The 25,965-nt window shown below is 71.4% G+C and carries 24 protein-coding genes; 17 read left to right on the top strand and 7 right to left on the bottom strand.

What is annotated here, in order from left to right; translation table 11 throughout:
* Positions 1–121: 121 nt before the first annotated feature.
* A complete protein-coding gene (locus tag FFS25_RS01085) occupies positions 122–973 on the bottom strand; it encodes an SIR2 family NAD-dependent protein deacylase (RefSeq protein ID WP_349654402.1) in 852 nt (283 codons plus the stop codon).
* Between the two features lie 82 nt (positions 974–1,055).
* On the opposite strand from FFS25_RS01085, the gene FFS25_RS01080 reads away from it, so the two are divergent.
* On the top strand, positions 1,056–1,544 hold the full coding sequence (locus tag FFS25_RS01080; protein WP_137801605.1) for a hypothetical protein: 489 nt from the start codon (positions 1,056–1,058) through the stop codon (positions 1,542–1,544).
* Between the two features lie 60 nt (positions 1,545–1,604).
* Here FFS25_RS01080 and nhaA read toward each other — a convergent pair whose 3' ends face one another.
* Positions 1,605–2,999, bottom strand: coding sequence for a Na+/H+ antiporter NhaA (gene nhaA / locus FFS25_RS01075; RefSeq protein WP_137801604.1), 1,395 nt, complete (start codon positions 2,997–2,999; stop codon positions 1,605–1,607).
* Positions 3,000–3,162: 163 nt separating this feature from the next.
* Here nhaA and FFS25_RS01070 point away from each other — a divergent pair, with 163 nt between their 5' ends.
* Positions 3,163–3,876 carry an MOSC domain-containing protein gene (locus FFS25_RS01070; RefSeq protein ID WP_137801603.1) on the top strand — a complete coding sequence of 238 codons (714 nt, stop codon included), beginning with the start codon at positions 3,163–3,165 and terminating at the stop codon, positions 3,874–3,876.
* 22 nt (positions 3,877–3,898) lie between these two features.
* Here the strand turns inward: FFS25_RS01070 and FFS25_RS13335 are convergent, their stop codons facing one another.
* Positions 3,899–4,690 carry a DMT family transporter gene (locus tag FFS25_RS13335; protein ID WP_171004039.1) on the bottom strand — a complete coding sequence of 264 codons (792 nt, stop codon included), beginning with the start codon at positions 4,688–4,690 and terminating at the stop codon, positions 3,899–3,901.
* A 34-nt stretch (positions 4,691–4,724) separates the two neighbouring features.
* Complete coding sequence (locus FFS25_RS01060) at positions 4,725–5,615, bottom strand: dioxygenase family protein (RefSeq protein ID WP_137801602.1); 891 nt, start codon at positions 5,613–5,615, stop codon at positions 4,725–4,727.
* 111 nt (positions 5,616–5,726) lie between these two features.
* Here FFS25_RS01060 and FFS25_RS01055 point away from each other — a divergent pair, with 111 nt between their 5' ends.
* Entirely contained in the window at positions 5,727–6,191 is a 465-nt protein-coding gene (locus FFS25_RS01055) for a MarR family winged helix-turn-helix transcriptional regulator (protein ID WP_137801601.1), read from the top strand.
* 83 nt (positions 6,192–6,274) lie between these two features.
* On the top strand, positions 6,275–8,143 hold the full coding sequence (locus tag FFS25_RS01050; protein WP_137801600.1) for an ABC transporter ATP-binding protein: 1,869 nt from the start codon (positions 6,275–6,277) through the stop codon (positions 8,141–8,143).
* 109 nt (positions 8,144–8,252) lie between these two features.
* Here FFS25_RS01050 and FFS25_RS01045 read toward each other — a convergent pair whose 3' ends face one another.
* Positions 8,253–9,206: a DUF808 domain-containing protein gene (locus tag FFS25_RS01045; RefSeq protein WP_137801599.1), complete on the bottom strand. Its 954-nt coding sequence runs from the start codon at positions 9,204–9,206 to the stop codon at positions 8,253–8,255.
* 217 nt (positions 9,207–9,423) lie between these two features.
* Here FFS25_RS01045 and FFS25_RS01040 point away from each other — a divergent pair, with 217 nt between their 5' ends.
* From FFS25_RS01040 to FFS25_RS00990, 11 genes are all read left to right on the top strand, one after another.
* Positions 9,424–10,593, top strand: coding sequence for an ABC transporter ATP-binding protein (locus tag FFS25_RS01040; RefSeq protein WP_375543944.1), 1,170 nt, complete (start codon positions 9,424–9,426; stop codon positions 10,591–10,593).
* On the top strand, positions 10,590–11,267 hold the full coding sequence (locus FFS25_RS01035) for an ABC transporter permease (RefSeq protein ID WP_006214040.1): 678 nt from the start codon (positions 10,590–10,592) through the stop codon (positions 11,265–11,267). Before FFS25_RS01040 ends, FFS25_RS01035 begins: the two co-directional genes overlap by 4 nt.
* A complete protein-coding gene (locus tag FFS25_RS01030; protein ID WP_137801598.1) occupies positions 11,264–11,944 on the top strand; it encodes an ABC transporter permease in 681 nt (226 codons plus the stop codon). The genes FFS25_RS01035 and FFS25_RS01030 overlap by 4 nt, the downstream gene beginning before the upstream one ends.
* Positions 11,941–12,900: an ABC transporter substrate-binding protein gene (locus tag FFS25_RS01025; RefSeq protein ID WP_137801597.1), complete on the top strand. Its 960-nt coding sequence runs from the start codon at positions 11,941–11,943 to the stop codon at positions 12,898–12,900. Before FFS25_RS01030 ends, FFS25_RS01025 begins: the two co-directional genes overlap by 4 nt.
* Positions 12,901–13,534: 634 nt before the next feature.
* Positions 13,535–15,706 carry an alpha-amylase family glycosyl hydrolase gene (locus tag FFS25_RS01020; RefSeq protein ID WP_137801596.1) on the top strand — a complete coding sequence of 724 codons (2,172 nt, stop codon included), beginning with the start codon at positions 13,535–13,537 and terminating at the stop codon, positions 15,704–15,706.
* Between the two features lie 110 nt (positions 15,707–15,816).
* Positions 15,817–16,437: a superoxide dismutase gene (locus FFS25_RS01015; protein ID WP_137801595.1), complete on the top strand. Its 621-nt coding sequence runs from the start codon at positions 15,817–15,819 to the stop codon at positions 16,435–16,437.
* A 362-nt stretch (positions 16,438–16,799) separates the two neighbouring features.
* On the top strand, positions 16,800–17,792 hold the full coding sequence (locus FFS25_RS01010) for a 2-hydroxyacid dehydrogenase (protein ID WP_137801594.1): 993 nt from the start codon (positions 16,800–16,802) through the stop codon (positions 17,790–17,792).
* Positions 17,793–17,919: 127 nt separating this feature from the next.
* Complete coding sequence (locus FFS25_RS01005; RefSeq protein WP_137801593.1) at positions 17,920–18,450, top strand: DedA family protein; 531 nt, start codon at positions 17,920–17,922, stop codon at positions 18,448–18,450.
* Between the two features lie 22 nt (positions 18,451–18,472).
* A complete protein-coding gene (locus FFS25_RS01000; RefSeq protein WP_249933708.1) occupies positions 18,473–19,669 on the top strand; it encodes an MFS transporter in 1,197 nt (398 codons plus the stop codon).
* A 692-nt stretch (positions 19,670–20,361) separates the two neighbouring features.
* A complete protein-coding gene (locus FFS25_RS00995) occupies positions 20,362–20,952 on the top strand; it encodes a putative endonuclease domain-containing protein (protein WP_137801592.1) in 591 nt (196 codons plus the stop codon).
* A 216-nt stretch (positions 20,953–21,168) separates the two neighbouring features.
* Complete coding sequence (locus FFS25_RS00990) at positions 21,169–22,077, top strand: PaaI family thioesterase (RefSeq protein ID WP_137801591.1); 909 nt, start codon at positions 21,169–21,171, stop codon at positions 22,075–22,077.
* A 12-nt stretch (positions 22,078–22,089) separates the two neighbouring features.
* Here the strand turns inward: FFS25_RS00990 and FFS25_RS00985 are convergent, their stop codons facing one another.
* Both FFS25_RS00985 and FFS25_RS00980 read right to left on the bottom strand, forming a co-directional pair.
* Positions 22,090–22,434, bottom strand: coding sequence for a cupin domain-containing protein (locus FFS25_RS00985; protein WP_053448052.1), 345 nt, complete (start codon positions 22,432–22,434; stop codon positions 22,090–22,092).
* Between the two features lie 169 nt (positions 22,435–22,603).
* Positions 22,604–23,425, bottom strand: a complete 822-nt coding sequence (locus FFS25_RS00980; RefSeq protein ID WP_137801590.1) for a VOC family protein — start codon at positions 23,423–23,425, stop codon at positions 22,604–22,606.
* 88 nt (positions 23,426–23,513) lie between these two features.
* On the opposite strand from FFS25_RS00980, the gene FFS25_RS00975 reads away from it, so the two are divergent.
* Positions 23,514–24,272: a response regulator transcription factor gene (locus FFS25_RS00975; RefSeq protein ID WP_051452672.1), complete on the top strand. Its 759-nt coding sequence runs from the start codon at positions 23,514–23,516 to the stop codon at positions 24,270–24,272.
* A complete protein-coding gene (locus FFS25_RS00970) occupies positions 24,269–25,963 on the top strand; it encodes a sensor histidine kinase (protein WP_137801589.1) in 1,695 nt (564 codons plus the stop codon). The genes FFS25_RS00975 and FFS25_RS00970 overlap by 4 nt, the downstream gene beginning before the upstream one ends.
* Positions 25,964–25,965 lie beyond the last annotated feature (2 nt).

The following is a 25,965-nucleotide window of genomic DNA, read 5'->3' as shown; positions in this document are numbered from 1 at the left end:
GTCCTGCGGGGATGAATTCTTCCGCATGGGGCTGCGGGGACAGCCCGGCCCCACGGGACCGTGCTCAAGCGCTCGGCTCCCGACGACGGCTGCGCTGCGCTCCGGCGCCGGAGAGGGCCGGTCAGGCCCTGCCGGGGCTGCGACGGGCCGCCGAGAGCATCAGCGGAAGCGCGGTGCCGGAGGCCAGCTGGACCGAGTGATCGGCGTGGGCGGAGAAGCCGGTCGGCTCGGGGTTGATCTCCACGACCGGGACACCCAGGCCCATCGCGGTCAGCGGCAGCGAGGCGGCCGGCTGCACGAGCCCCGACGTGCCGATCACGAGCACGAGCTCCGCGGAGGCCATCGCGGACTCGGCGTCGTCGAAGGCGCCCTCGGGCAGGGCCTCGCCGAACCACACGACGTCCGGGCGGATGGGGCCGTCGCACTCCAGGCACTCCGGCGGGGTCTCGGGGCGCGGCTCGTCCAGGGGCGGCTCGTCCAGGCGCAGGTCGGCGACCTGCCACTGATCCGCCGGGCGGCCGCAGTGCGAGCAGCGGAACGAGTACAGGGAGCCATGCAGGTGCGAGACATCGGAGGAGCCGGCGCGCTCGTGGAGGTCGTCGATGTTCTGCGTCGCGATCGTGACGTCCGCGTACTCGCTCCACGACACCAGCGCCCGGTGCCCCGCATTGGGCGCGCACTGCCGGACATATCGCGCTCGCTGCATATACCAGGCCCAGACCAGCTCCGGATCGGCCTCCCAGGCCTCCGGGGTGGCCAGCTCCTGCGGCGAGTACCGCGCCCACAGCCCGGTCTCCGGGGCGCGGAAGGTGGGAACGCCGGACTCGGCCGAGATGCCGGCGCCAGAGAGCACCGCGACCCTCGAGGCCGAGCGGCACAGATCCAGCACCTCGGGACCGATCGCCTGCAGCTGGGCGTTGAGCCGGCCGGCGCGCTCGGACAGGGACTCGTCGGGATCCTTCTCGGTGCTCATGGCCCCCACGGTAGGCGACTCGCCCCGGCCGTGAGCCCATGCGGGCCCGGCGCCGCCGCGGTGCCTGTGATGGAATGGACGCATGAAGTACGACTTCCGACGCCTCACCCCCGCCGTCCTGACCTCGCTCGGGCTGATCTTCCTGGCGCTGCTCTTCGTGAGCTTCGGCTGGGCCATCCTGGGCTGGATCCTGGGGCTGGCCGGCCTGGCCCTGAACGTGGTGGCCGTGGCGGTCATCGCGGTCCCGGGTTCCGAAGGCGACGGCGCCCGCCGCGTTCCGGCGCGTCCGGGGGCGGCTCAGCGCTCAGAGCGCGAGCGCCTGGCGCTGCGCGATTCGGCGGCGCCTTCCCGCGGCGTCGAGCACGACGACGAGCGCGAGGCCGAGGCCGAGGTCATCCGCGACGCGGACGGTCAGCCGGTCCAGGCGCAGCCCTCCCGCACGGTCTCCGCTCAGCGCGACGGCAAGCCGGGCAAGGGAGACAAGTCCGCCTACTCCCGCGCCGGCTCGACCGCCGTGCCGGGATCTGCGCGGGCGTCGTCCTCCGCGGGGAGCTCGAGCAAGCGCCGCTGAGGCGGAGTCGACATGAGTGAGGGGCCGGGACAGCTGTCCCGGCCCCTCACTCATGTCCGCTCAGCTGCCCTGAGAGGCTTCGTCCTGCGTGGCCTCGTCCGAGGAGCCCGTGCCGAGCTTCTTGTAGTGGCGGTTGCGGATGCCCAGCAGGGCGCCGCCCACGACGGCGGCCAGCACGGAGCCCGTCAGGATGCCGACCTTGGAGGTGGCGCCCAGATCCGACGAGGTCCCGAAGGACAGCTCGCTGATCAGCAGCGAGACCGTGAAGCCGATGCCGGCCAGCGCGGCCAGGCCCACGACGTCGATCCACTGGATATCCGGATCGAGGTTGAACCTGCGCAGACGGGTGAGCAGCCAGGTGGTGGCGGTGATGCCGACCGTCTTGCCGACGAGCAGGCCCACGATCACGCCCAGCGCCGCGACCGAGGTCCAGGACTCGACCAGGCCGCTCCAGCCCTCCACGAACACCCCGGCCGAGAAGAAGGCGAAGATCGGGACGCACAGCGCGGCGGAGAACGGGCGCACCAGGTGCTCGAGGTGGGAGGCGAGGCCCACGGCCTCGGGGTTGCGCTCGATGGTGCGGCGGTTCGGGTGGACGGGGACCATGAAGGCCAGGACGACGCCCGCGATGGTGGCGTGGATGCCCGAGTTGTAGAACAGCGCCCAGGTGATCACGCCCAGCGGGAACAGGCTCAGCCAGGTCAGCCAGGTCTTCTCGGCGAACGTGGCCTGCCCCTTGTAGGCGATCAGCGCGAAGACGGCGATCGGGATGATCGCAGCCCCCAGGTGAGCGAGGCTCAGATCCGACGTGTAGAACAGCGCGATGATCGTGATGGCGATCAGATCGTCGACGACGGCCAGCGTCAGCAGGAACGTGCGCATGGCCACCGGGAGGTGCGAGCCGACGATCGCCAGCACTGCGGTCGCGAAGGCGATGTCCGTGGCGGTGGGGATCGCCCAGCCGCCCATGAGCTCGCCGCCGCCGCTGCTGGCGGCGAAGGCCACGAAGATCAGGGCGGGGACCGCGACGCCGCCGAAGGCGCCTGCGATCGGCACGGCGGCCTTGCCTGGATTGCGCAGCTCGCCGTCCACGAACTCCTGCTTCAGCTCCAGGCCGACCAGGAAGAAGAACACCGCCAGCAGGGCGTCGGCCGCCCAGTGGCTCACGCTCAGGTCCAGGGTGAGCAGAGGGCTGTCGGGGTCGCCCAGGACGGGGCCGAAGTGGAAGTCGCTGACCGATTCGTAGAGCTCGCGCAGCCCGGGTGCATTGGCCGCGCTCAGGGCGAGGACCGTGGCGATCAGCAGCAGGACGCCGGCGACCGTCTCCGAGCGAAGGAGCCGACCGATCCCGCTCGAGGAGGGAGTGTCGGATGCGCCGTAGACGGGGTCGTGGTGCGGCTCGGCGTGATGATCGGGCTCGGCGGAGCTCTCCGCAGAGCTGTGGGGCGTGGTCATCGGTCTCCTGTGGGATCCGGCCTGCATGAGGGCAGGTGCATGTGCATTCCGCTCTCGCGGGCCGACCAGACTTCCCGGCTCACCGCTTGCCACGTTAGCAAAGCGATGCGCCTGGCCCCAGCGCTCGGTCTGTGCGCACAGGGTGCGGATCTAGGATTCCGGCATGAGCGCGCACGAGCACAGAGGGAACGCGACGGGCCGGGTCCGCAGCCTCAACGTGGGCACCGAGCGGGAGAATCCGGCGCCCCGTCGGGTCTCGACCGGCATCTTCAAGCAGCCCATCGACGGACCCGTGGCGATCGCCGACCCGGGTCCCAGGGACCCCGACGCCCCGGTCGCCTCGGGGGTCTCAGGCGACTTCGTGGGCGATCGGGCCCACCACGGCGGCAGGTTCCAGGCCGTCTACGCGTTCGACCGCGCCGAGCTGGACTGGTGGGAGGAGCAGCTGGGCCGCCCGCTGCACGACGGCATGTTCGGTGAGAACCTCACGCTCGAGTCCGTGGCGGTGGACGACGCCGTGATCGGCGAGCTCTGGCAGATCGGGACCGCGTGGCTGCGCGTCACCGAGCCCCGCATCCCGTGCGGCACATTCGCCGGCGTGATGGAGGAGCAGGGCTGGATCAAGCGCTTCACGCAGCGAGCCCGCTCCGGGGCTTACCTGGCCGTCGACGCCCCAGGAGAGGTCCGGCGCGGCGACGAGGTCCGGGTGATCTCCCGTCCCGAGCACGGGATCACGGTGGCCGAGGCCTTCCGGGCGCGGACCCTGGAGCGCGACCTGGCGCCCCGAGTGCTCCAGGCGGGCGAGGACCTGAGCCCCAAGCTGCTGGATCGGCTGCAGGCGCTCATCGGCGGCGCCGAGCCGAACCTGCCCAGCTGATCCGCCCGCCCGGGCCTGCGGATCAGCCGTTCATGGCGGCGGCGCGGTAGAGGCGCTGGACGGCGTCGGGGCTGAGGCTGGCGTCCACGGCCGCCGTGGTCTCGGGGGAGCGCAGCAGGTAGCGCACCGGACCGTGCTGGCCGCGCTCCAGGCGCAGGGCATCGACGGTGGCGTAGCGCTGGGAGAGCTGGGCCGTGAAGGGCTTGCCCCGCCCCGGAGTCACGGACAGGGTCAGCTGGACCTCGACCGAGGAGAGGTCGTCGTCCTCGTCCTCCGACAGCTCGAACTCGTCGGCCGGGTCGGCATCGCGGATCGGGCCCGTGGTCGAGGAGCCATCCTCGGCGGGGCCGTCGGAGGTCTCGTCGGCCCCGGCGGCGTTCGGGGCCTCTTCAGCGGCGTGGTCCGCGGGGTCGTCGTCGACGCCGGCCGCGTCCCCGCCGATGCGCAGCTCGCGGATGATGCCGATCCCGTAGCCCACCGAGCCGGTGGCTGCCTGGCCCAGCACCTGGCGGGCCTGGCCCATGACCGCGCGCAGGCGCCCGATCCACACGACGCCTGCCGCGATCAGCACGACCGCCAGGATCGCGGGCCAGACCCAGGAGCCGTCGCGCATCCACTGCAGCAGCAGCACCACTGCGGCGATCGCAGCCAGCATCGGCACCAGGACGATCAGCACATTGCCCTTCACGCCGCCGATATCCTGCAGCGCCTGCGGGTCGCAGCGGATCTCGTCCATCATCTGGCGGTCGAAGGCGCGTGCGTCGGTGCCGTCCTGAGCGGACAGGGGCACGGGCCAGGTTCCCTGATCATCCATGCCCACCATCCTCGCAGAGCAGCGGGGGCCGGTGTCAGCTCATCTCGATCGAGCGCTTCGACAGCCCGATCTTGAACCCCTCGATCCTGGTGCGGACCTCGGCATCGGGGGACGAGGCCGCCCCCAGGGTGATGAACAGCGGCGTGAAGTGCTCCACGGTGGGGTGGGCGTGCGGCATGCCCGGGGCCTGGCGGCGGAAGTCGGCCAGGGCGTCCACGCGGCCGGCGTCGAGCATCTCGGCGGCCCACAGGTCGAAGTCGGAGGACCAGTTCTCGGCGGTGCCGTCGTCGGCGCGCAGCAGCTGGACCGAGGGGCGCCCGTGGGTCATGAATCCCGACCCGACGACCAGGTGCCCCTCCGCGCGCAGCTCGCGCAGGCGCCGTCCCAGGTCCATCAGTCGCTCGGGATCGTGCGTGGGCATGGAGACCTGCAGGGCGGGGACGTCGGCCAGCGGGTACATGGCGCGCAGCGGCACCCAGGCGCCGTGGTCGAGTCCGCGCATGCGGTGCTGGTAGAGGGGCTCGTCGTCCGGCATGGTCGCGGCGATCCGGCGGCCCAGCTCGGTGGCGTCCGGGGTCGCGTACTGCAGCTGGTAGAAGCGCTCCTCGAAGCCGCCGAAGTCGTAGACCAGAGGGGTCCCCGCCGCCGGGGCGGTGATCATGGTGGGTGCCTGCTCCCAGTGGGCGGAGACGATCACGATGCCCTTGGGCTTGGGCAGGGAGACCGCCCACTCGAACAGCTCCGACATCCACAGGCCGTCGTCGAGCAGCCCGGGGAAGCCATGGCCGATGTAGAAGGTCGGCAGCGGGGCGTCGCCGTCCTGCCAGCGCGGCTGCATGGCGCTGCGCGGCACGGCCGTGAGGTCGTGGCGGTCCAGGGCAATCATGCCGGGCGCGGTTCCTGCCGAGGTGGGCTGGGTGGTCATCGGGGGCTCCTGTTCGAAGAGGCAAGCCTTCTGCCGGTTACGTCGGAAAGTATTTCTACGCCTTGTTACGTGATGCGTCAAGTACTCAGAATGGACAGTAAGGTTACGACCATGGTGGAACCGCAATGGCTCAACGACGACGAGCGAGAGGCATGGCTTGCCCTCGTCGCGCTGATGTTCAAGATGCCCGGCACGATCGAGCGCCAGCTGGTCGATGACGAGGACCTCAGCCTCGCCGAGTACCTGGTCCTGGCGATGCTCTCCGAGGCCCCGGATCGCAGTCATCGCATGTCAGATCTGGCCGCAGCCACCTTCACGGGGCAGTCCCGGCTCTCGCGCATCGTCGCGCGGCTGGAGCGCCATGACTACGTCCGACGCAGCGCCAACGCCCAGGACCGCCGAGTGGTCGTCGCCCAGCTGACCGAGGACGGCTTCGAGAAGGTCCGCAGCGCGGCGCCGGGGCACGTCGCCCACGTCCGCGAGGAGATCTTCGATCGCCTCAGCGCCCGGCAGGTCGAGCAGATCGCCCGGATCGCCCGCGACCTCACCGACGGCGTCGAGCCTCCGCGCGTCTGAGCGTCGTGGTCCGGCTGTTCGCTGTCTGATGACCCCGCTCTGATCCGGCCCGCGAGCAGCGGAGCGGGTCTAGCGTGGGCGGGATGAGCATGAACGCCTCCCCCTGGGCCCTGATGCGCTCGGCCACGCAGAGCGAGAGCCTCAAGGGATCGCGCATCTCCCGCGAGACCGTCGGCCGCGTGGTGCGCTTCGCCCGCCCGCACTCCCGGATGCTGCTGGGCTTCCTGCTGACGTCGGTGGTCGTGGCGGTGCTCGGCGTGATCACCCCGGTGCTCGCGGGCCGCGTGGTCAATGCGATCACCGGCAGCGGCTCAGTGGATCTCGTCGTGCGCCTGGCGCTGCTGATCGCGCTGATCGCCGTGCTGGATGCCGGTTTCGGCATACTCAACCGCTGGCTGTCGGCGACGATCGGGGAGGGGCTCATCCTCGACCTGCGCACCGCCGTCTACGACCACGTGCAGACCCTGCCGGTCGCCTTCTTCACCCGCACCCGCACGGGAGCGCTGATCTCGCGGCTGAACAACGACGTCCTGGGCGCCCAGCGCGCGTTCTCCAACACGCTGTCCGGGGTGGTCTCGAACCTGGTCTCGCTGATCCTCACCGTCGGGGTGATGGTCTCGATCTCATGGCAGGTCACCCTCCTGTCGGTCCTGCTGCTGCCCATCTTCCTGATCCCCGCGCGGCTGATGGGCGGGCGGCTGGCCAGGCTGCAGCGCGAGGCGGCCCAGCACAACGCCTCGATGTCCACGCAGATGACCGAGCGGTTCTCCGCCGGCGGGGCCACGCTCATCAAGCTGTTCGGCAAGCCGCAGTCCGAGTCCGACGAGTTCGCCCGCCGCGCAGGTCGCGTGCGCACCATCGGGGTGCGGGTGGCCATGCTCCAGGCCACGTTCCTCACCGCCCTGACCCTGGTCTCGGCGCTGGCGCTCGCGCTGGTCTACGGCGTGGGCGGCGTGCAGGCGATCGTCGGGAATCTCGACGCCGGCCAGGTGGTCACCCTCGCCCTGCTCCTGACCAGGCTGTACACCCCGCTGACCATGCTCGCCAATGCCCGCCTGGACCTCATGAGCGCGCTGGTGAGCTTCGAGCGGGTCTTCGAGATCCTCGACCTCGAGCCCCTGATCCGCGAGCCCGAGAACCCCCGGGCGATCCCCGACGGTCCCGTGTCCGTCGAGCTCGACCAGGTGCGCTTCACCTATCCCTCCGCCGAGCAGACCTCGCTGGCCTCGCTCGAGGACGTCAGCGCCCTCGACTCCCGGGTGGGCGAGGAGGTGCTGCACGGTGTGGACTTCACGGTGGAGCACGGTCAGACCGTGGCGCTCGTGGGGTCCTCCGGCGCCGGCAAGTCCACGATCGCCTCACTGGTCCCGCGCCTCTACGACGCCACCTCAGGGGCCGTGCGCATCGGCGGGGTGGACGTGCGCGAGACCTCGTTCACGGATCTGCAGGGCGCCGTCGGGATGGTCACGCAGGACGGGCACCTGTTCCACGAGACCATCCGGCAGAACCTCGCGCTGGCCGCGCCCGACGCCGACGACGAGCAGATGTGGTCCGCGCTGTCCCGCGCGCGCATGGACCATGTGGTGCGCGAGCTCGGCGACGGGCTCGACACCATGATCGGGGAGCGCGGCTACCGGCTCTCGGGCGGCGAGCGGCAGCGGCTGACCATCGCGCGGCTGCTGCTGGCCTCCCCGCGCGTGGTGATCCTGGACGAGGCCACCTCCGCGCTCGACTCCACGAGCGAGGCCTTCGTGCAGGCCGCGCTCGACGAGGCCATGGCCGAGCGCACCGCCCTGGTGATCGCCCACCGGCTCTCGACCATCCGCCGCGCCGACCGGATCCTGGTGATCGAGGGCGGCCGCGTGGTCGAGCAGGGCCCCCACGACGAGCTGCTGGCCGCCGGAGGCCGGTACGCCGAGCTCTACGAGACGCAGTTCGCCGACCAGGAGTGATCGGTCGCGTCGTCGGGCCTGCGGGGCCACTCAACGGGGCACAGCACACTGCGGTGCCACTCGATGCGGGTGGGTTGAGGAAACGGCCGTCGGCTGACGGCAGCGGGCGTCAGTGGGCCGACTTGCCGCGGGCCTTCTGGATCAGCGTCACGACGACCACGATGATCGCGCCCCAGATCAGTCCGAGCACCGCCGAGAAGAAGGTGTTCACGATCCAGGACACGGCGGCCTGGAGGACGGGCACCACGTGAGCGGCGGCTTCGCCCATGTGGTGCACGAAGCCGTAGAGGGCGTGCCAGCCGAACTCGTCCAGGCCCACGAGGATGATGTGCCCGCCCACCCAGAGCATGGCGACGGTGCCGACGACCGAGATGACCTGCAGAATCTTCGGCATGGCCTTGACCATGCCGCGCCCGATCGTCTGCAGCGCCCCGGAGCCGGTGGAGGCGAACTTGAGCCCGGCGTCGTCCATGCGGATCAGCAGCGCCACGACCCCGTACACCACGCCCGTGATGACCACGGCCACGATCGCCAGGATGATCAGGCGGGAGAGGAAGCCCTCGGAGGCGACCTCGTTGAGGGAGATGACCATGATCTCCGCCGAGAGGATCAGGTCGGTGCGCACGGCGCCTGCGACCATCTTGTCCTCGGCGGACTTGCCGTCGGAGGCCGCGTCCTGGTCGACGGCCGGTTCCTCGTGGGAGTGCCCGGACAGCGCTCCCCAGATCTTCTCGGCGCCCTCGAAGCACAGGTAGGACCCGCCCAGCATGAGGATCGGCGTGAGCGCCCAGGGCGCGAACTGGCTCAGCAGCAGCGCGATCGGCAGGATGATCAGCAGCTTGTTGCGCAGCGATCCCTTGGTGATCCGCCAGATGATCGGCAGCTCGCGCGAGGCCTCCACGTCCTTGACGTACTGGGGGGTCACGGCGGTGTCGTCGACCACCACACCGGCGGCCTTGATCGAGGCGCGGCCGGTGGCGGCGCCGATGTCGTCGACGGAGGCCGCGCTCACCTTGGCGATCGCCGCGACGTCGTCCAGCAGCGCGATCAGACCGCCGCTCATCGCGCGCCTCGGCTCGGCAGGACGGCGACGGCCGCGAGGGGGCACAGGGGGCGCGGGAGCGCGGGGGTCCGGGTCATGCCAGCAGGGTAAGCGCCGCGGCCGCGAATCGTCCGATGCCACGAGGGCATCGCCCGGAACATCCGATGAACTGCCAGCTTGCTGAGCGAACTCGGGCCGGACAGGCTTACACTGGAGCTCCCCGACGTCAGGACCTCCTGTGAACGCAAGCGATGAGATCGCGATCGCCTTCCGCGGTGTGCGCAAGACCTACCCGGACGGCACCACTGCGGTGGACGACCTTGATCTCGAGGTCCCCCGCGGCTCCCTGACGGTCTTCGTGGGCCCGTCCGGCTGCGGCAAGACCACGTCGCTGCGGATGATCAACCGCATGGTCGAGCCGAGCTCCGGGGTCGTGGAGGTCGACGGCCGCGACGTCTCCACCGTCCCCGCCCACCGGCTGCGCCGCTCGATGGGCTATGTCATGCAGGCCTCGGGCCTGATGCCGCACCGCACGGTCAGCGAGAACATCATGACCGTGCCTCGGCTGCAGGGCGGCTCGCGGACCTCCGGGCGCAAGCGCGCCGAGGAGCTCATGGAGATCATCGGGCTGGATCCCGCGCTGGGCTCGCGCTATCCCTCGCAGCTGTCGGGAGGACAGCAGCAGCGCGTGGGCGTGGCCCGCGCACTGGCCGCCGACCCGCCGATCCTGCTCATGGACGAGCCCTTCTCCGCGGTGGATCCGCTCGTGCGCGCCGATCTGCAGCGCGAGGTGATCGAGCTGAAGCACCGCCTCGACAAGACGATCGTGTTCGTCACCCACGACATGGACGAGGCGGTCATGCTGGGCGACCGCGTGGCCGTGATGGCCCAGGGCGGCCGCCTGGCGCAGTACGACACCCCCGAGCAGGTCCTGCGGGCGCCAGTCGACGGCTTCGTCGCCGAGTTCGTGGGCCGCGACCGCGGCTTCCGGGCGCTCGAGTTCGATCAGGCGGACGTCGTGCTCAGCGGCGTGCGGGTCCGCGATCCGCAGGGCAGCACGACCACGCTCGGCGGCCACGCCACGGCCGGGGAGTGGACGCTCGAGGTCGACGACGACGGCCGCCCCATCGGCTGGCTCGCCCCGCTTCCGGGCTCAGGCAGGACCGCTCCGTGGGGCGGCGGCGAGTCCGAGCCGGCGCTCGCCGACCGCTCCGACGCGCAGCGCGTGGGCGGCTCCCTCCATCGCCGGGGCGCCCCGCTGCGCTCGGCGCTGGACGCGGCGCTGTCGTCGCCGTCGGGCCTGGCCGTGGCGGTGGACGACGACGGACGGGTGCGCGGCGTCCTGCGGCCCGAGGACGTGCTCGCGGCCATCGAGGACGCGCGCCGCGAGCGGGAGGCCGGCCGGTGAGCTGGCTGCAGGACAACCTCGAGTGGGTGGGCCAGCTGCTGCTCACCCACCTGGTGCAGTCGATCGTGCCGGTGGTCGTGGGGCTGCTGGTGTCGATCCCGGTGGCACGCGCGGCCGTGGGCTCGCGGTGGCTGCGCCCGCTGCTGATCAACGGGTCGGCGCTGCTCTACACGATCCCGTCGCTGACCCTGTTCGTGCTCCTGCCGCTGATCCTGGGCACGCTGATCACCTCCGTGTGGAACGTGATCGTGGCCCTGAGCCTCTACGTGATCGCGCTGCTGGTCCGCTCGTGCGCCGACGCCTTCGATTCGGTGGATCCCCACGTGCGCCAGGCCGCCTCGGCGCTGGGGTACACCCGGTGGCAGCGCTTCTGGGCGGTCGAACTGCCTCTGGCCGTGCCCGTGATGCTCGCGGGCGTCCGCACCGCGCTGGTGGCCAACATCTCCATGGTCTCGGTCGGCGCGGTCATCGGCATCCAGTCGCTGGGCACGCTGTTCACGGACGGGCTGCGCCGCGGGATCGTCGAGGAGATCGCGGTCGGCGTGGTGCTCACGGTCGTGCTCGCCCTGGTGCTGGATCAGCTGCTGCGCCTGCTCGGACTGGGCCTGACGCGCTGGCAGCGACCCGGTCGCCGGGTCCACGCGCGCGTGGCCGCCACGGGAGGTGCGGCATGAACCTGATCGAGCTGACCTGGTCCTGGCTGTCGGATCCCGAGCAGTGGAGCGGCAGCGCCGGGATCCCCATGCGGATCCTGGAGCACCTCGAGTACTCCGGGCTGACCATGCTGATCGCCGTCGTGCTGGCGGTGCCGCTGGGAGCGGCGATCGGGCACACCGGGCGCGGGGCCGCAGCGGTCATCGGCGCTGCCGGCGCCCTGCGCGCCCTGCCGACCCTGGGCCTGCTGACCCTGTTCTCGCTGCTCATGGGCCTGGGGCTCGTCCCTCCGCTGCTGGCGCTCGTGATCCTGGCCGTCCCGCCGATCCTCAGCGCGGCCTGCGTGGGCGTGGCCGAGGTCTCCCCGCGGGTCCGCGACGCCGTGATCGCCCAGGGCATGACGCCGTGGCAGGTCCTCACCCGCGTGGAGCTGCCCCTGGCGGTGCCGGTGATCATGGGCGGGGTGCGCAACGCCGCCCTGCAGGTCATCTCCACGACCACCGTGGCCGCCTACATCAACCTGGGCGGACTGGGCCGCTACCTGATCGACGGGCTCGCCGTGCGCGACTACGGCCGGATGCTCGGCTCGGTGCTGCTCGTGGCCGTGCTCGCGCTGCTGGTCGATGCCCTGCTCTCGCTGCTGCAGCGCGGGCTCACCTCGCCCGGCATCCGTCGTCCCGCAGGAGGCACACCGTGACCGGACCCGCATTCCGACCCTCCCCGGCCGAGCGCAGCCGTCGTCCGGTCCTGGCCCTCGGCGCGGCGCTCATGCTCGTGCTGACCGGCTGCGGGCTGAACTCGGACCCGCTGGCCACCGGTGGGGGAGCCAGCACGCCGGACGGCTCCGTCACCGTGGGCTCGGCCGACTTCCCGGAGTCGCAGATCATCGCCGAGATCTATGCCGGGGCCCTGCGCTCCGAGGGCATCGAGGCGGACACGGAGCCGGGGATCGGCGCCCGCGAGGCGTACATCGGGGCCCTGCAGGACGGCTCGATCGACGCCGTCCCGGACTACACGGGCAACCTGCTGACCTACTTCGATCCGGAGGCTACGGCCACCGGGGAGGAGGAGATCCTGCAGGAGCTTCCCGAGGCCATGCCTCCGGGGTTGTCGGTGCTCGAGCCGTCGCCGGCCCAGAACAAGGACTCGATCGTGGTCACGCGCCAGACCGCTGACGAGCACGGGCTGCGCAGCCTCGAGGATCTCGCCCCGCTGTGCGCGGACATGACCTTCGCGGGCGCCCCGGAGTTCCAGGAGCGTTCCTACGGCCTCGACGGTTTGGCCTCCGTCTACGGCTGCGAGCCCGCGTCCTTCCAGCCGATCAACGACGCCGGCGGCCCGCTCACCGTCGACGCCCTGACCAGCGGCGACGCCGATGCCGCCGACATCTTCACGACCACGCCGGCCATCGTGGAGGAGGACCTGGTGGTGCTCGAGGACCCGCGCAGCAACTTCGCCGCGCAGCAGGTCATCCCGCTCGTGTCCCCGCAGCGCCTTCCCGACGGGGCCGAGGGGGTGCTCGACGGCGTCTCGGAGAAGCTGAGCACCGAGGACCTGCTCGAGCTCAATCAGGAGATCAGCGGCGATCAGGCGATCTCCGCACAGCAGGCGGCTGAGGGCTGGTTGGCGGACAACGGCTATCGAGTCGGCTGACGGGCCGCTCCACAGGCTGGGGACGCCGGGATCAGCATGCTGGCGGACTTCGCGGACCTTCTGGTTGCGTGCTGTCCCCAGGGCAAGCCCTGTTCTCCACACTCTCAGACGAGCTGTCCACAGAGTGGACGGTGGATTCCACAGCTTCGCGAGTGCGGTCCGACTGTGCTATGTGGCCTTTCATGGGAGGGGATCGTTGCAGAGAAACGGCCCCTGACCTGGGGGTTCAGTGCGCATGGGGTCGAACACGACTGCTGCTGACTCCTGAACGCCCTTCCCGAAAGCGCTTCGCCTGTGGATAACCCGGTGGACAATCTGTGAGCGACATGGTGGACTATCCACCAGCTGTGGAGAACTCTGTGGATCACCGTGTGGACCGGCTGTGGGCGGTGGTGGATGGGTGCGCAGGGGCGGGTGATCTCCGCGTCATCTGCCGAAATGCCCCCCAGACCGCCCACAGTGTCACAGCGCTTCCTGGAAGTGGCTTCCTGCTATGTGCTGACTATGCTGGCGGCGTCCCGACTCGAAGCGACCTGCGGACCTCGTGCCCGCGCCGCTCGTCGGGGCAGAAGCACCTACTCGGAGTCGATGGAGATCCTGAGCCGTTCCCGCTGCTGCCCACGCGGGTTGACCTTTGGGAGAAGACATCACTCAGCTCGCGATCTCCGCACCCGGCCACCCCGACGACGACCGTCCCGGCGCCTCCGTCCCTGGGGCAGGATCCGGGACCGTCGGCCGACGTCGGCGCTCGGTCGCACGGCCGCATGCGGACCTGAGCGGCGGCGATGTCGCAGCCGCCCTCGCATCCGCCGAGAGCTCCGAGGGCCTCACCGCGCATCGACCGGCCGAACGGTCCGTCGAGGCCTTCGCACCGAGCCCCCGCGAGCGGGAGCTCCCCGAGCGGGCCGAGGCTCCGCATGCCGACCTGCTGCGCGTGGCGCGAACGCGCCTCGATGACGACGCCCTGCGGCACCTTCCCGACGCTCCGGCCTTCCGCCGCCGCGCCGAGGAGCATCTGGGGCGGCTCGTCGAGCTGATCGTGGAGATCTACGGAGACCGGGCCGAGCACCAGGAGCTGGCGGTCGTCGTCGGGGATCTCGCCGTCATGCTGGCAGGGTCCTGGGCCGCCCGCTCCAGTGCGCTGCGCCAGGCCGATGCGGAGGCCGAGGGGGCTGAGCCCTGGTGGCTCTCGCGCAGCTCGTTCGCAGCGGCCGCCTATGCCGATCGGTGGGCCGGCGGGTTCTCCGGCGTGCAGGAGCGCATCCCCTATCTGCAGCAGCTGGGGGTCACGCATCTGCGGCTGATGCCTCCCTTCCGCGCGCATCCCGAGCGTCCGGACGGTGGCTTCGCGGTCTCCAGCCACCGCGAGACCGATCCCCGCCTGGGCGGTGCCGGCGACCTGCGGCGGCTCGCCGATGCCCTGCGCCGGGCCGGGATCTCGCTGATGCTCGACGTCGTGACGTCGAGGACGTCGTCGGACCACGACTGGGCGCGGGCCGCCGCCGATGGCAGCGAGTACTTCGAGCGCCTCTACCAGGTGCGGCGGGGGACGCGTCGGGGGTCGTCACGGCCGCTGACGCTCGACGAAGCCCAGGCCCGCTCGGCCGCAGGCCAGGAGTGGGTGCCGCTGAATCCGGGCAGCCGGTTCGATCCCCGGCTCGTGCGCTCCACCGCCGCACCGGAGCAGTGGGATCTCGACTGGACCTCGCCGCACGTCCTGCTGTGCGTGGCGGGCGAGCTGCTGCACGTGGCCGGGCTGGGGGCGCAGGTCCTGCGCGTCGATCCCGCCGACCGCCTGTGGAGCGGCGACGACGCCCGCGAATCCCACCGCCGCGGCCTGCTGGTCCTGGAGGCGCTGGCCGAGGTGCTGTGCATCGCCGCGCCCTCGAGCGTGCTCGAGACCCAGGATGCCGATGATGTCCGGTCCGAGGGCGCCCCGGTGGGGCAGGGGCTCGGGCGGACGTCGCTGATCTGGAGCGCACTGGCCACCCGCAGCGTCGAGATGCTCGAGCGCGCGGTTTCGCAGCCCGGGGCGAGCGCGGGCACCGGGCGGCTGCTGCCGGTGCGCCAGCACGACGCCCTGAGCTGGGGCTTCGGCCCCCAGGACGTCCCCGAGGGCATCGATCCGCAGGCGCATCGCGAGTTCCTGGACCGGTTCTACACCGGCGGCTTCCCCGGTGCCTTCGCGGCCGAGTCCGGATGCGTGCGCACCGAGCACGGGGTCTGCGGCACCTCGGCCTCGCTCAGCGGCGTCCGCGAGGAGCCCGGAGCCGGCGCCGCGCGCCTGCTGCTGGCCCACGCGGTGGCCTTCAGCATGAGCGGGGTGCCCGAGCTGTGGCTCGGCGATGAGCTCGCCGTGCTCAACGACGTCGACTGGCAGCGGGAGCCCGGCCATGCCGACGATCCGCGCTGGCTGCACCGACCGCGGCTCGAGGCCTCGGCGCTCGAGAGCCGCCATGACTTCTTCGCGACAGCCGGGCAGGTCTACGGCACCATCCGCCGTCTGGCCCAGATGCGCGCGGCTGCCTTCGAGTTCGAGGGACAGGAGGTCGTGGACTTCGACACTCGGAACCCCGCCGTGCTCGGGCTCCAGCGGGTGGGGCTGCGCCCCGACGGCGAGCTGCCGCAGACCGTCGTCCTGTGCCTGGCCAACTTCTCGGACTGGGCCCAGTTCGTGACCGGCGAGACGCTGTCTGGCTTCCTCCCGCGAGGCACGCGACTGCGCGACGACGTCGAGATCGACCTGCGCGAAGGCATCCTGCTCGAGGCCCACGGCTGGTCCTGGGTCCGCGTCATCCCCCGGTGATCAGCACACTGAGATTTTCCTCAGCCCTTGGCTGAACCACCTTGACCTGAGTGACTCAGAACTATTGGATGGAAGAGTCACTTCGACGAAGGAAGAAGGAAGGAAGTCTCATGGCTGAGAAGTTCGTTCTGCCCGACCTGCCCTATGATTTCGCCGCACTGGAGCCGCATATCTCCGGTCGCATCATGGAGCTGCACCACGACAAGCACCACAACACCTACGTGACCGCGGCCAACAAGGCCCTCGAGTCCATGGAGGAGGCCCGCGCCAACGGCGACGCCGCCGGTGCTGCCAAGCTCTCCAAGGACCTCCAGTTCAACCTGGGCGGTCACATCAACCACTCGATCTTCTGGAAGAACATGTCCCCGGACGGCGGCGACAAGCCCACCGGCGACCTGGCTTCCGCGATCGATGACGCCTTCGGCTCCTTCGACAACTTCCAGGCGCAGTTCACCGCTGTGGCCACCACGATCCAGGGCTCCGGCTGGGCGATCCTTGCCTACGAGCCGATCGCCGGCAACCTGGTGATCGAGCAGATGTACGACCAGCAGAACGGCGTCCCCGTCGCCACGTTCCCGCTGCTGCAGCTGGACATGTGGGAGCACGCCTTCTACCTGGACTACCAGAACGTGAAGCCGGACTACGTCAAGGCCTGGTGGAACGTCGTGAACTGGGAGGACGTCGCCCAGCGCCTGGAGAAGGCCCGCGCCGGCGCCTCCTCGCTCGTCTGAGACCGACCGTCTCCGAACAGCAGCTGACTCCGACCGCCTGAGCGCGGCCGAGTCCGCCCGCACCGCCCCCGTCGCCCGCAAGGGCACGGGGGCGCTGCCATGCCCGGGCCCCCCGCCTTGTAGGCGCAGCGAGGTGGTGCGCCGAGATCATGCTCAAATGCGCCAGATCGCCGGTTCGGTGCACGGAAGCGGGATCTCGGCGCGGGGCGCAGGTGGCTGGCGCCGACGACGGGTGCGCGGTGGACTCGAGCGCGGTTCCGGGCGACGATGGGAAGCATGCGTGTGACACGGGCCGCACGCGAGCGCTGGTCTCAGCGGAAACCCCTGGCCCGTGCGTCGAGAGCCCGTCGAGAGGAAGCCCCATGCCGAAGTTCCTGTGCACGTTCAACGTCCCCGGCCCCGCCGAGGAGATGCTGCGCGAGGCCGGTGAGCTCGAGGTCATCGAGGGGATCTCCCCCGAGGACTTCGACGCAGCGATCAGCGGCGGCGAGTACGACGCCGTGATCCAGCAGCTGTCCCAGAAGGTCGACGCCGACCTCATGTCCCGAGCCAAGGTGAAGGGCTTCGCGAACTTCGGCGTGGGCTTCAACAACTTCGACGTCGACGCCGCCACCGAGCACGGCCTGCTGATCGGCAACACCCCGGATGCGGTCACGGATCCCACGGCGAACATCGCCATGCTCCTGCTGCTGGGCGCCGCCCGTCGCGCCTACGAGATGCAGCAGATCGTGCGAGAGAGCGGCGGGCAGTTCCAACCGCTGGCACCCAACGAGAAGCTCTCCGAGGACGTCTCCGGCACGCGTCTGGGCATCGTGGGCCTGGGGCGGATCGGCAAGGCCATGGCCCGCCGCGCCCTGGCCTTCGGCATGGAGGTCGTGTTCGTCCAGCGCGCCCCCGAGGACCGTGAGGTCTCCGACGACGAGCTCGGCGATCTGGCCGGCAAGGTGAAGCAGGTCCCGTTCCAGGAGCTGCTCGAGACCTCCGATCACATCTCCCTGCACGTCCCGCTCAGCGACGGCACCCGGCATCTGATCGGCCAGAAGGAGCTCGCGGCCATGAAGCCCACCGCGGTGCTGGTCAACACCGCCCGCGGACCGGTGGTGGACGAGAAGGCGCTCGTGGCCGCGCTGCAGGACGGCGAGATCTCGGCCGCCGGGCTGGACGTCTTCGAGAACGAGCCGGTGCTCGAGCCCGGGCTGATCGATCTGCCCAACGCGTACCTGCTGCCGCACATCGGCTCGGCGGAGAAGTCCGCCCGCGCCCGCATGGGCGAGATGTGCGCCCAGAACGCGATCGCGATCGCCGCCGGCGAGGTCCCGCCCTACGCCGTGAACCCGGAGGCCAAGAAGAGCTGAGGCCCGATAGGACCGATCGACGACGGCGCCGCTCTCCTCGTGCGAGGGGGCGGCGCCGTCGTCGTGCGTGCTGGCGGGCGACACCTCGTCGCCAACCAGCGGCTCGGCGCGCTTGTAGCCTGGCGGGATGGACGACCAGGCCCCCTCCTCCCTCGAGGCGATGGGGCAGTGGATCGAATCGCTGCCCGTCGTGGGCGCCATCCTCTTCTTCTGGGCCGTGGGCATCCTGCGGACGTCGATCATGTACGGGATCGCACGCGCGGCCGGCAGCGGGGGCCGTCGTTCGCGGCTCGTGCAGCGCGTCGTCGCCTCCCCGGCGTACCTGCGCGCCGAGGCCTTCGTGAACCGGTGGGGCGTGCTGGCCGTCCCGGCATGCTTCCTCACCGTGGGATTCCAGACGGCCGTCATCGTCACGACCGGGCTGACCCGCATGCCCCTGGTGCGCTGGATCCCGGCCATGCTCGCGGGCACCTTCTTCTGGGGCTGCATCTACGGCACGGTCGGGATGGCCGTGCTGCAGGCCTGGCTGCGCCAGCCGGTGGTGACGGCCGCGGCGGTCGTCGTGGTGATCGCGCTGGTGCTGGGGCTGCGCGCCTACTGGAGGCGCCGCGACGCCCGCCGGCGGCTCGACCCGGAGGTCGCCGCGCCCCTGGACTGACACGGGCGTATCCTCGTCGACGATGACCCGTTCTGCGCGCTCGCTCATGTGGCTGTGGCTGCTGTGCCTGGCTGGGGCGCTGACCCAGACCGGTCTGAACCTGCTGCGCCCCATCACGAGCTACAAGCTGATCGCCCTGGATGCCGGCCCGCTCACGATCGGCATCACCACCGCCGCGTACGCGATCCTGCCGCTGTTCACCGCCCTGTGGCTCGGGCGGGTCTCCGACCGCATGTCCTCGCTGCGGCTGATACTCTGCGCCGGCGTGGCCATGCTGGCGATCGGCGGCGCCGGGCTGGCTCTGCTCCCGTCGGTGCTGGGCATCGCCGCGGCCAGTGCTGTGCTCGGGCTGGGGCACCTTGCCTTCACGATCGCGGGGCAGACCTCGATCGCGCGCATCGCTCCCGACGACCGCCTGGATGCCGGCTTCGGCTGGTTCACCGCCTCGTACTCGGTGGGGCAGATGCTCGGGCCGCTGCTGGGCGGGGCGCTCGTGGGCTCGCAGTCGGTCACCGGCTCCGCCGACGGTCTGGCGCGGATCGAGCTCGCCCTGTGGGTCGGGGCGGGACTGGCGCTGGCCGCGCTGCTTCCGGTCGTCCTGCGCACGAGCTCCGGGACGCTTCGGCCCGCTGCCTCCTCCGACGACGACGCGCCGCGCGCCTCCATCGCCCGCGTCATGCGCACCCCCGGTGTCACGCCGCAGATGACCGCCTCGCTCGGGCTGCTGGCCATGCTCGACATCCTCACCGCGTTCCTGCCGCTGGTCGGCGAGCAGGCGGGGGTGGCCCCGGTGGTCGTGGGTGCACTGCTGGCCATCCGCGGCGGGGCCTCGATCCTCTCGCGCGTGGTGCTGCCCAAGCTCGTGGTGCGCTTCTCCCGGCCCGGGCTGCTCAAGGCCAGCCTCCTGGGCTCGGCGATCGCGCTCGCCGTGCCGCCGTTCGTGATGGGGCACGTGTGGCTGGCGGGTCTGCTGCTGGCGATCGGCGGCTTCTTCCTGGGGCTCGGCCAGCCGCTGACCATGTCCATGATCACCACGGCCGTTCCCTCCAGCTGGCGCGGCTCGGCGCTGGCCGTGCGGCTCATGGCCAACCGGCTGGGACAGGTGGGGATGCCGCTGATCGCCGGCGCGGTCGCCGCCCCGCTGGGGCCTGCGAGTGCGATCTGGCTGTCCTGCGCCGTGCTGGCCGCCTCCGGCGCAGAGCGCGCGCTGCGCAGCTGATCCGCCGCTGTCGTCGTCCTGCACCTGCCGCCCCGCCCCCTCGGTTGAGGCCGCACGTATTCCTCTGATCCCGCCCCATGGCCTGCGATGCTGCGGCATGAGCGAAGACGCCGCGCCGAGGCCGCACTTCTGCTGCTGATCGGACGTGATGACATGCGGTGGTGCGGCCTCGATGAGGGCGCATGACTGCAGGCCGCCCATCCTTCGCGGCTCCACAGCGACACATTTCCAGGGTGCGCCCGTCGCAGCATCCTCTTCGGAGGGGCAGAGAGCTGGAGCCGGTCGTCGGTCGGAGTGCGATGGGGCTCATGCCCACACCACCGCATCATCCGCCGGCGTCTCTGCAGGCGCGCACATTCACCCTCGACGACGCACGCGCCGCTGGCCTGACGCGAGGACAGCTCTCCGGCAGGGCGTATGGCAGCGAAGGGCGCAGCCTCTGGTCCTGTACGGAGCATCGGGCACCGGAGACTCCGCCGGGGCACGCCCCGTCGCTGGCGCTGCCGGCTCAGGTGGTGACTCCAGGAGCTGTGATCAGTCATGTCACCGCGGCGCAGGTGCTCGGTCTGCGACTCTCGAAGCGCCTTCGCGGCTCCACAGCGGTCCACCTCACCCAGACGGCTGGCCGGAAAGCCCCCAGACGGATCGGCGTTGTCGGGCACCGAGCACTCCTGGTCCCTGAGGATGTCGTGATGCGCGCGGAAATGCTGGTCACCGGGCCCACGCGGACCGCCGTCGATCTGGCCGGGATGACCCGCGGCCGGGGCCGACCGCTGCTCACCGACGACGACCTGCTCGTTCTGCTGGAGGGCATCATCGATGAGCACTCGACGGGCCCTCGAGCCGGCCTGGGGTGCCTTCGTCCGCTGGAGACGATGGCGACCGATCTGCGGCGGATGTCGCGTGTGCGCGGCGTCGCGCGGGTGCGGCAGGGACTCGAGCGTGCGCTCCCCGCCGTGGACTCGGCGCTGGAGACGCGAATGCGCCTGCTGCTGGAGGCCTTCGGTCTCCGGGGGTGGGTCACCGACATCGAGCTGACGGCGCCCGGGCATCGACCAGTCTGGCCCGATCTGGCGGACGTGGGGAATCGTCTTGCCTTGCAGATCGAGGGCCCCCACCACGACGGCATCGATCAGCGAGTTCGAGATATCGAACGCGAGCGAGCGACCGCCGCCGCCGGCTGGCGCGAGATCCGCCTGAGCTGGAAGGACATGCGCCAGGAAGTGCCTGGGACAGCTCCGGAAGCGGTCCGACTGGTACGGGCTGCGAGAGCGGGTCGCTGAGCTTCGAAGCCGCATGTGCGCACCTGATCAGAGTCGATCGGAGTCATTGGTGCGGCTTGAACTGACGCGTGGGACGAGGCCGCACCACCGCAGGCCATCAGCGCTGAGCGGTGGTGCATGTGCGGCTTCAACGGGAGTCGTCTGAGGAGAGCCTTTCTGACCTGGGCGACGGCGAACGACCTAAGGTGAGAGCGGCCCCGACCTCAGGAGTTCTCCATGCCCTTCCGGCAGATGCTTCCCTCGGCCGCGCTCCAGGCGATCGGCCGCGACTTCCTCGCCGATGACGCCACCGTCGTCCGCAGCCCCCGTCAGCCCGGCGATCTCACGGGCGGGACGCGCGTGACGACGATCCACGGCGAGCACCTCGCCGTGCTGGCGCGCATGCCCCAGGATCCCGTGGCGAGCCATCTGGGAGTCGCCGCGGACATCTCCGTGGCCCAGGGCATCCGGGAGGGGCTGGGGAAGGGCAAGTCCATGCTCACGCTGTCGCTGCGGGTCGAGCAGCTCAGCGCGCCGCGCTCGGGGGAGACGCTGCGCGGTGCGGGCCAGCTGCTCAGTGCGGGGCCGACCGGCATCGTGGCCCGCGGCGTGCTGGTGGGCGAGGACGGGCGCGCGGTCGCCGAGGCGCTGGGACGCTTCATGGCGGTCGACGGCCAGGGTGGCTACGCGGGCTCCAGCCCGGAGTCCACCCAGCAGTGGGGAGAGGTCGCCGAGCCCCAGGACTGGGCGCGGCTGCTGCCGCTGGAGCCTGCCGGGAACGACGACGGCCGCTTCAGCGTGATCCCCTCCGCCGACACGGCCAACAGCGCCGGGATCATGCACGGCGGGATCCAGATGCGCCTGCACGAGCTGGCGGCAGGACGGATGCTTGCGGCCAAGGCCGCGCACGAGGGCCGTGGCGAGGCGGCCCAGGCGCTGAGCCGGCCAGGATCAGCGGACGGCGCACGCAGGGCCGTCTCGATCGGGACGACCTATCACCGCCCGGTGCCGGTCGACGGCCCACCCCTGAGCGTGGGGGTCGAGGTGCTCAAGGACGGCCGCCGGATCGCGATCACGCAGTCGCAGGTCCGCGATCCGCAGGGTCGGCTGCTGGGCTCGAGCGAGATCGTCTGGGCCCGCGGCTGAGCAAGAACGACCTCATTGGTCGCAGTGGCTGTCCATTCCGGCAACGCCGGTGACCGTGGTGAGCAGGAATACCGAGTCCTCCTGGGCGAGGACCCCGTGGCGGTGGTGCGTCAGGGCTGCGATCTCGCCCTCGGAGAGCTCGTCGTGCTCCTGGGCCGTGACGTGGACCCGGCCGCGCAGCACCTGCATGGAGGCCGCGGGCGGCGAGTTGTGCTCGGCGAGCTCCGCGCCGGCTCGCAGGGCCACGAGGGTCTGCCGCAGCGGGCCGTCGTGGACCAGCAGGCGAGCGGCTCGTCCGTTCTCCTCGCCCCGCGCGGTCTCCAGCAGGTCGTCGGCGATGCGGTGCAGCGGCTCCATGGCGGTCCTCCGTCTCGACAGGATGCGGCTCCGGTGAGCTGATGCCTTCACGGTGCCCGCTGGACGCGCCAGGCGCCTTGATCCCGGTCAACGAGCGGAAGTGCATCGCGCCCCGGAACCACGGCGTTCTCGTCGCGCTCCAGCGGCCGCGACGAGGACCGCGGGGACCTCAGACCGCCTGGATGATCTGGAAGCTCGCGCCCTGCGGGTCCGCCACGGTGGCCAGGCGGCCGAAGGGCGAGTCCATCGGGCCGTCCAGGACGGTGCCGCCCAGGCGGGTCACGGTCGACAGCGCGGCGTCCACGTCCTCCACGCCGAAGTACACGCGCCAGAACGACGGCGTGCCCTCCGGCAGGAAGCTCGCCGCCTCGCACAGACCGGCGGCAGCGGCCTCGCCTGCGCCGTGGGTCGCGTAGCGCACGCCGGAGGGTGCGTCCTCGGACTGCTCCGCCTCGTCTTCGCCCATGCGCGCGATATCCCAGTCCAGGGCGTCGCGGTAGAAGGCCTCGGAGGCGTCGTAGTCGGTGGACATGCACTCGAACCAGCAGGGCAGCCCGGGCGCGGCGGCGGCCTGGATGCCGTCGAAAGTTCCCGGCTGCCACAGGCCCACGGCGGCCCCGGCCGGATCGGAGAGCACGGTCATGGAGCCCAGATCGGACACGTCCATGGGCGGGAAGAGCACCTGCGCCCCGGCGGACTCCGCGCGGGAGACCGAGGCGGCGATGTCCGACGTGCGCAGGTAGACGGTCCACGTGGTGGGGCCGGTCGGCTCCTCGGTGGGTCCGTCGGGGCCCATCAGCGAGGACATGGCGCCGCCGATCGCCCGTTCCTCGTGAGTGATCGTGTGGTAGTGCCCGAACTCCTCGCCGCCGTCCTGGAAGGACCAGCCGAGCAGCTCGGAGTAGAACCTCTGGGCGCCGTCGAGATCGTGGGTGGACAGGTCGATCCAGATCGGTCCGCCCTGGACGGGATTCAGCTTCTGCTCGGGCACGTGCGCTCCTCTGGCGGGGCCCGGGCCGTTCCCGGGCGTCCGCATGGAGTGTAGGTCCGGGCCTGTGACGGCGGAAGGGTCTGCCAGGATGGACGCGGACGTCGGAAGGAGAACCGTGAGCCTGTCGTCCCTGAACCTCCCGCCGCTGAGCCATCCGAACGGCTCGCCGGTGCGCGTGCTGGTCGTCGACGACGAGCCGGCGCTGGCCGATCTGGTCGCCATGGGCTGCCGCATGCTCGGCTGGGACACCCGCCTGGCCCATCGCGGCCGCGAGGCGGTCGAGATCGCCCGCGAATGGACCCCGGACGTCCTGGTCCTGGACTGGATGCTCCCGGAGTACGACGGCCCCGAGGTCCTCGAGCGCATCCGTCGCACGCAGCCGGCCGTCCCGGCGCTGTTCCTCACGGCCAAGGACGCGGTCGAGGACCGCATCGCGGGGCTGGCCGCCGGCGGCGATGACTACGTGACCAAGCCCTTCTCCATCGAGGAGGTGCTGCTGCGCCTGCACCGGCTGCTGGAGCGCACGGGCATCGCCTCGAGCTCCTCCGACGAGCTCGTGCTGGGCGATCTGTCCCTCAACGTCGTGACGCGAGAGTGCTCGCGCGGCGGGGACCCGATCGAGCTGACCGACACCCAGTTCCAGCTGCTGCGCTACCTCATGGAGAACCCGCGCGCGGTGCTGTCCAAGGCCCAGATCCTGGACGCGGTGTGGGACTACGACTTCCAGGGCCGGGCGAACATCGTGGAGCTGTACATCTCCTACCTGCGCAAGAAGATCGACGCCGGCCGCGAGCCCATGATCCACACCGTGCGCGGAGCCGGGTACGTCATCCGCCCGGCCGCATGAGCCCGCGCCTGCGCTGGCGGCGCAGTCTGGCGCTGCGCACCGTCATCGGGGTGGTCGTGCTCGTCGCCCTGGTGCTGGCGGCCATGGGGACGACGACCGCGCTGATCGCCCAGCGCACGCTCAGCGCACAGCTCGACGACTCCGTGCGCCAGGCCATGAGCCGGTCGTGGAACTTCCTGGGCGATCAGGGCGGCGGTCCGGGTGCCGCGCAGCCGTCGAGCCCGGCTGAGCCGTCCGGAGCCGCCGAGCCCTCCGATGTCGCTGACCCGACGAGCGCCGCCGATCCCGCCGACGATGGCCAGCGCGACCCCCTGGCTGCCCCCGGACAGCCCGTCGGGGTGCTCGCGCTCGTGCAGGAGGACGGGCGGACGACGAGCGCGCGCTACCTGGGCGAGGACGGCGAGATCCGGGATCTGCCGGCCGAGGACGTCGCGGCGATCGAGGACTCCGGCGTCCTGAACGAGGCCGCCGATCCCCAGCAGGACTCCGACGGCCCGGTCCGAGCCCTCGAGCTGTCCCTCGGCGCCTATCGCATGGGTGCCTCGCAGGCCCCATCCTCACCGCAGGACGCGGCGGAGAAGGCCCCGGACGGCCAGGCGCAGGCATCGCAGGCCCCGGCCCCGTCGGCATCGCCGCAGGACGCACAGGTGCAGACGCAGGACCGCGTCGTGGTCACGGGTCTTCCCGCGGCGCAGATCGAGCGCACCACCGCCACGATCGTGACCACGGTGGTGCTGGTCTCGCTGGCGGCGCTGGCCGTCATCGCCGCGGCCGGGCTGTGGTGGGTGCGCCGGTCGCTGGAGCCGCTGCGGCGCATCTCGCGCAGCGCCTCCGACGTCGCCCAGCTGCCGCTGGCCCAAGCCCGGGTACCGGTCGCGGATCACCTGGTGCGCGGCGATCTGGCGCAGGAGGGATCCGAGGTCGGGGAGGTCGGCCGGGCGCTGAACACCCTGCTGCTCAGCGTGGACGATGCCATGACCCGCCGCGACGACTCCGAGACCCAGCTGCGCCGCTTCGTGGCCGATGCCTCCCACGAGCTGCGCACCCCGCTGGCCTCGGTGCGCGGGTACGCGGACATGCTGCGGCTGCGCGAGGAACTCACCCCGGACGGTCAGCGGATCCTGGACCGGCTGCTCGCGCAGGCGCAGCGCATGAACGGGCTCGTGGAGGACCTCCTGCTGCTGGCCCGCCTGGATGCCGACGCCGGAGCCCAGCAGCAGCCGTCCGGAGACCCCGCGGATCTGGGCGAGATCACCGCCGAGGCCGTCATGGACGCCCAGGCCGCCGGCCCCGAGCACGCCTGGGAGCTCGACGTCCCGGACGAGCCCGTCCCCGTGCGAGTCCCGGCCGCTCAGCTGCAGCAGACCGTCGCCAACCTGCTCTCCAACGCCCGCAAGCACACGCCCGCCGGGACCCGCGTCACCACGAGCCTGGGGATCCGCGACGGCCGTGCAGTGCTTGCCGTGGCCGACGACGGCCCCGGCATCCCGGAGCACCTGCAGCCCACGGCCTTCGACCGCTTCGCCCGCGGCGACGATGCCCGCACCGCCGGCCCCGAGGGCTCCTCGGGGCTCGGGCTGGCGATCGTGCGGACCATCGCGGAGTCCGCCGGCGGCAGCGCCCGGCTGAAGTCCCCGGCGCCCGGGCATTCGCACGGGGCCGTCGTGGAGATCGAGCTGCCGCTGGCCTGAGC

Source organism: Kocuria sp. 2SI (assembly GCF_005502825.1).
Taxonomy (GTDB): domain Bacteria; phylum Actinomycetota; class Actinomycetes; order Actinomycetales; family Micrococcaceae; genus Kocuria; species Kocuria palustris.
This window is presented reverse-complemented; position numbering and strand designations above follow the sequence as displayed.

Excerpts from the sequence above, each read along its gene's own strand:
- FFS25_RS01085 (WP_349654402.1), bottom strand. The coding sequence starts at position 973 with ATGAGCACCGAGAAGGATCCCGACGAGTCCCTGTCCGAGCGCGCCGGC.
- FFS25_RS01080 (WP_137801605.1), top strand. The coding sequence starts at position 1,056 with ATGAAGTACGACTTCCGACGCCTCACCCCCGCCGTCCTGACCTCGCTC.
- nhaA (WP_137801604.1), bottom strand. The coding sequence starts at position 2,999 with ATGACCACGCCCCACAGCTCTGCGGAGAGCTCCGCCGAGCCCGATCAT.
- FFS25_RS01070 (WP_137801603.1), top strand. The coding sequence starts at position 3,163 with ATGAGCGCGCACGAGCACAGAGGGAACGCGACGGGCCGGGTCCGCAGC.
- FFS25_RS13335 (WP_171004039.1), bottom strand. The coding sequence starts at position 4,690 with ATGGATGATCAGGGAACCTGGCCCGTGCCCCTGTCCGCTCAGGACGGC.
- FFS25_RS01060 (WP_137801602.1), bottom strand. The coding sequence starts at position 5,615 with ATGACCACCCAGCCCACCTCGGCAGGAACCGCGCCCGGCATGATTGCC.
- FFS25_RS01055 (WP_137801601.1), top strand. The coding sequence starts at position 5,727 with ATGGTGGAACCGCAATGGCTCAACGACGACGAGCGAGAGGCATGGCTT.
- FFS25_RS01050 (WP_137801600.1), top strand. The coding sequence starts at position 6,275 with ATGAGCATGAACGCCTCCCCCTGGGCCCTGATGCGCTCGGCCACGCAG.
- FFS25_RS01045 (WP_137801599.1), bottom strand. The coding sequence starts at position 9,206 with ATGAGCGGCGGTCTGATCGCGCTGCTGGACGACGTCGCGGCGATCGCC.
- FFS25_RS01030 (WP_137801598.1), top strand. The coding sequence starts at position 11,264 with ATGAACCTGATCGAGCTGACCTGGTCCTGGCTGTCGGATCCCGAGCAG.
- FFS25_RS01015 (WP_137801595.1), top strand. The coding sequence starts at position 15,817 with ATGGCTGAGAAGTTCGTTCTGCCCGACCTGCCCTATGATTTCGCCGCA.
- FFS25_RS01010 (WP_137801594.1), top strand. The coding sequence starts at position 16,800 with ATGCCGAAGTTCCTGTGCACGTTCAACGTCCCCGGCCCCGCCGAGGAG.
- FFS25_RS01005 (WP_137801593.1), top strand. The coding sequence starts at position 17,920 with ATGGACGACCAGGCCCCCTCCTCCCTCGAGGCGATGGGGCAGTGGATC.
- FFS25_RS01000 (WP_249933708.1), top strand. The coding sequence starts at position 18,473 with ATGACCCGTTCTGCGCGCTCGCTCATGTGGCTGTGGCTGCTGTGCCTG.
- FFS25_RS00995 (WP_137801592.1), top strand. The coding sequence starts at position 20,362 with ATGCGCGCGGAAATGCTGGTCACCGGGCCCACGCGGACCGCCGTCGAT.
- FFS25_RS00990 (WP_137801591.1), top strand. The coding sequence starts at position 21,169 with ATGCCCTTCCGGCAGATGCTTCCCTCGGCCGCGCTCCAGGCGATCGGC.
- FFS25_RS00985 (WP_053448052.1), bottom strand. The coding sequence starts at position 22,434 with ATGGAGCCGCTGCACCGCATCGCCGACGACCTGCTGGAGACCGCGCGG.
- FFS25_RS00975 (WP_051452672.1), top strand. The coding sequence starts at position 23,514 with ATGGACGCGGACGTCGGAAGGAGAACCGTGAGCCTGTCGTCCCTGAAC.
- FFS25_RS00970 (WP_137801589.1), top strand. The coding sequence starts at position 24,269 with ATGAGCCCGCGCCTGCGCTGGCGGCGCAGTCTGGCGCTGCGCACCGTC.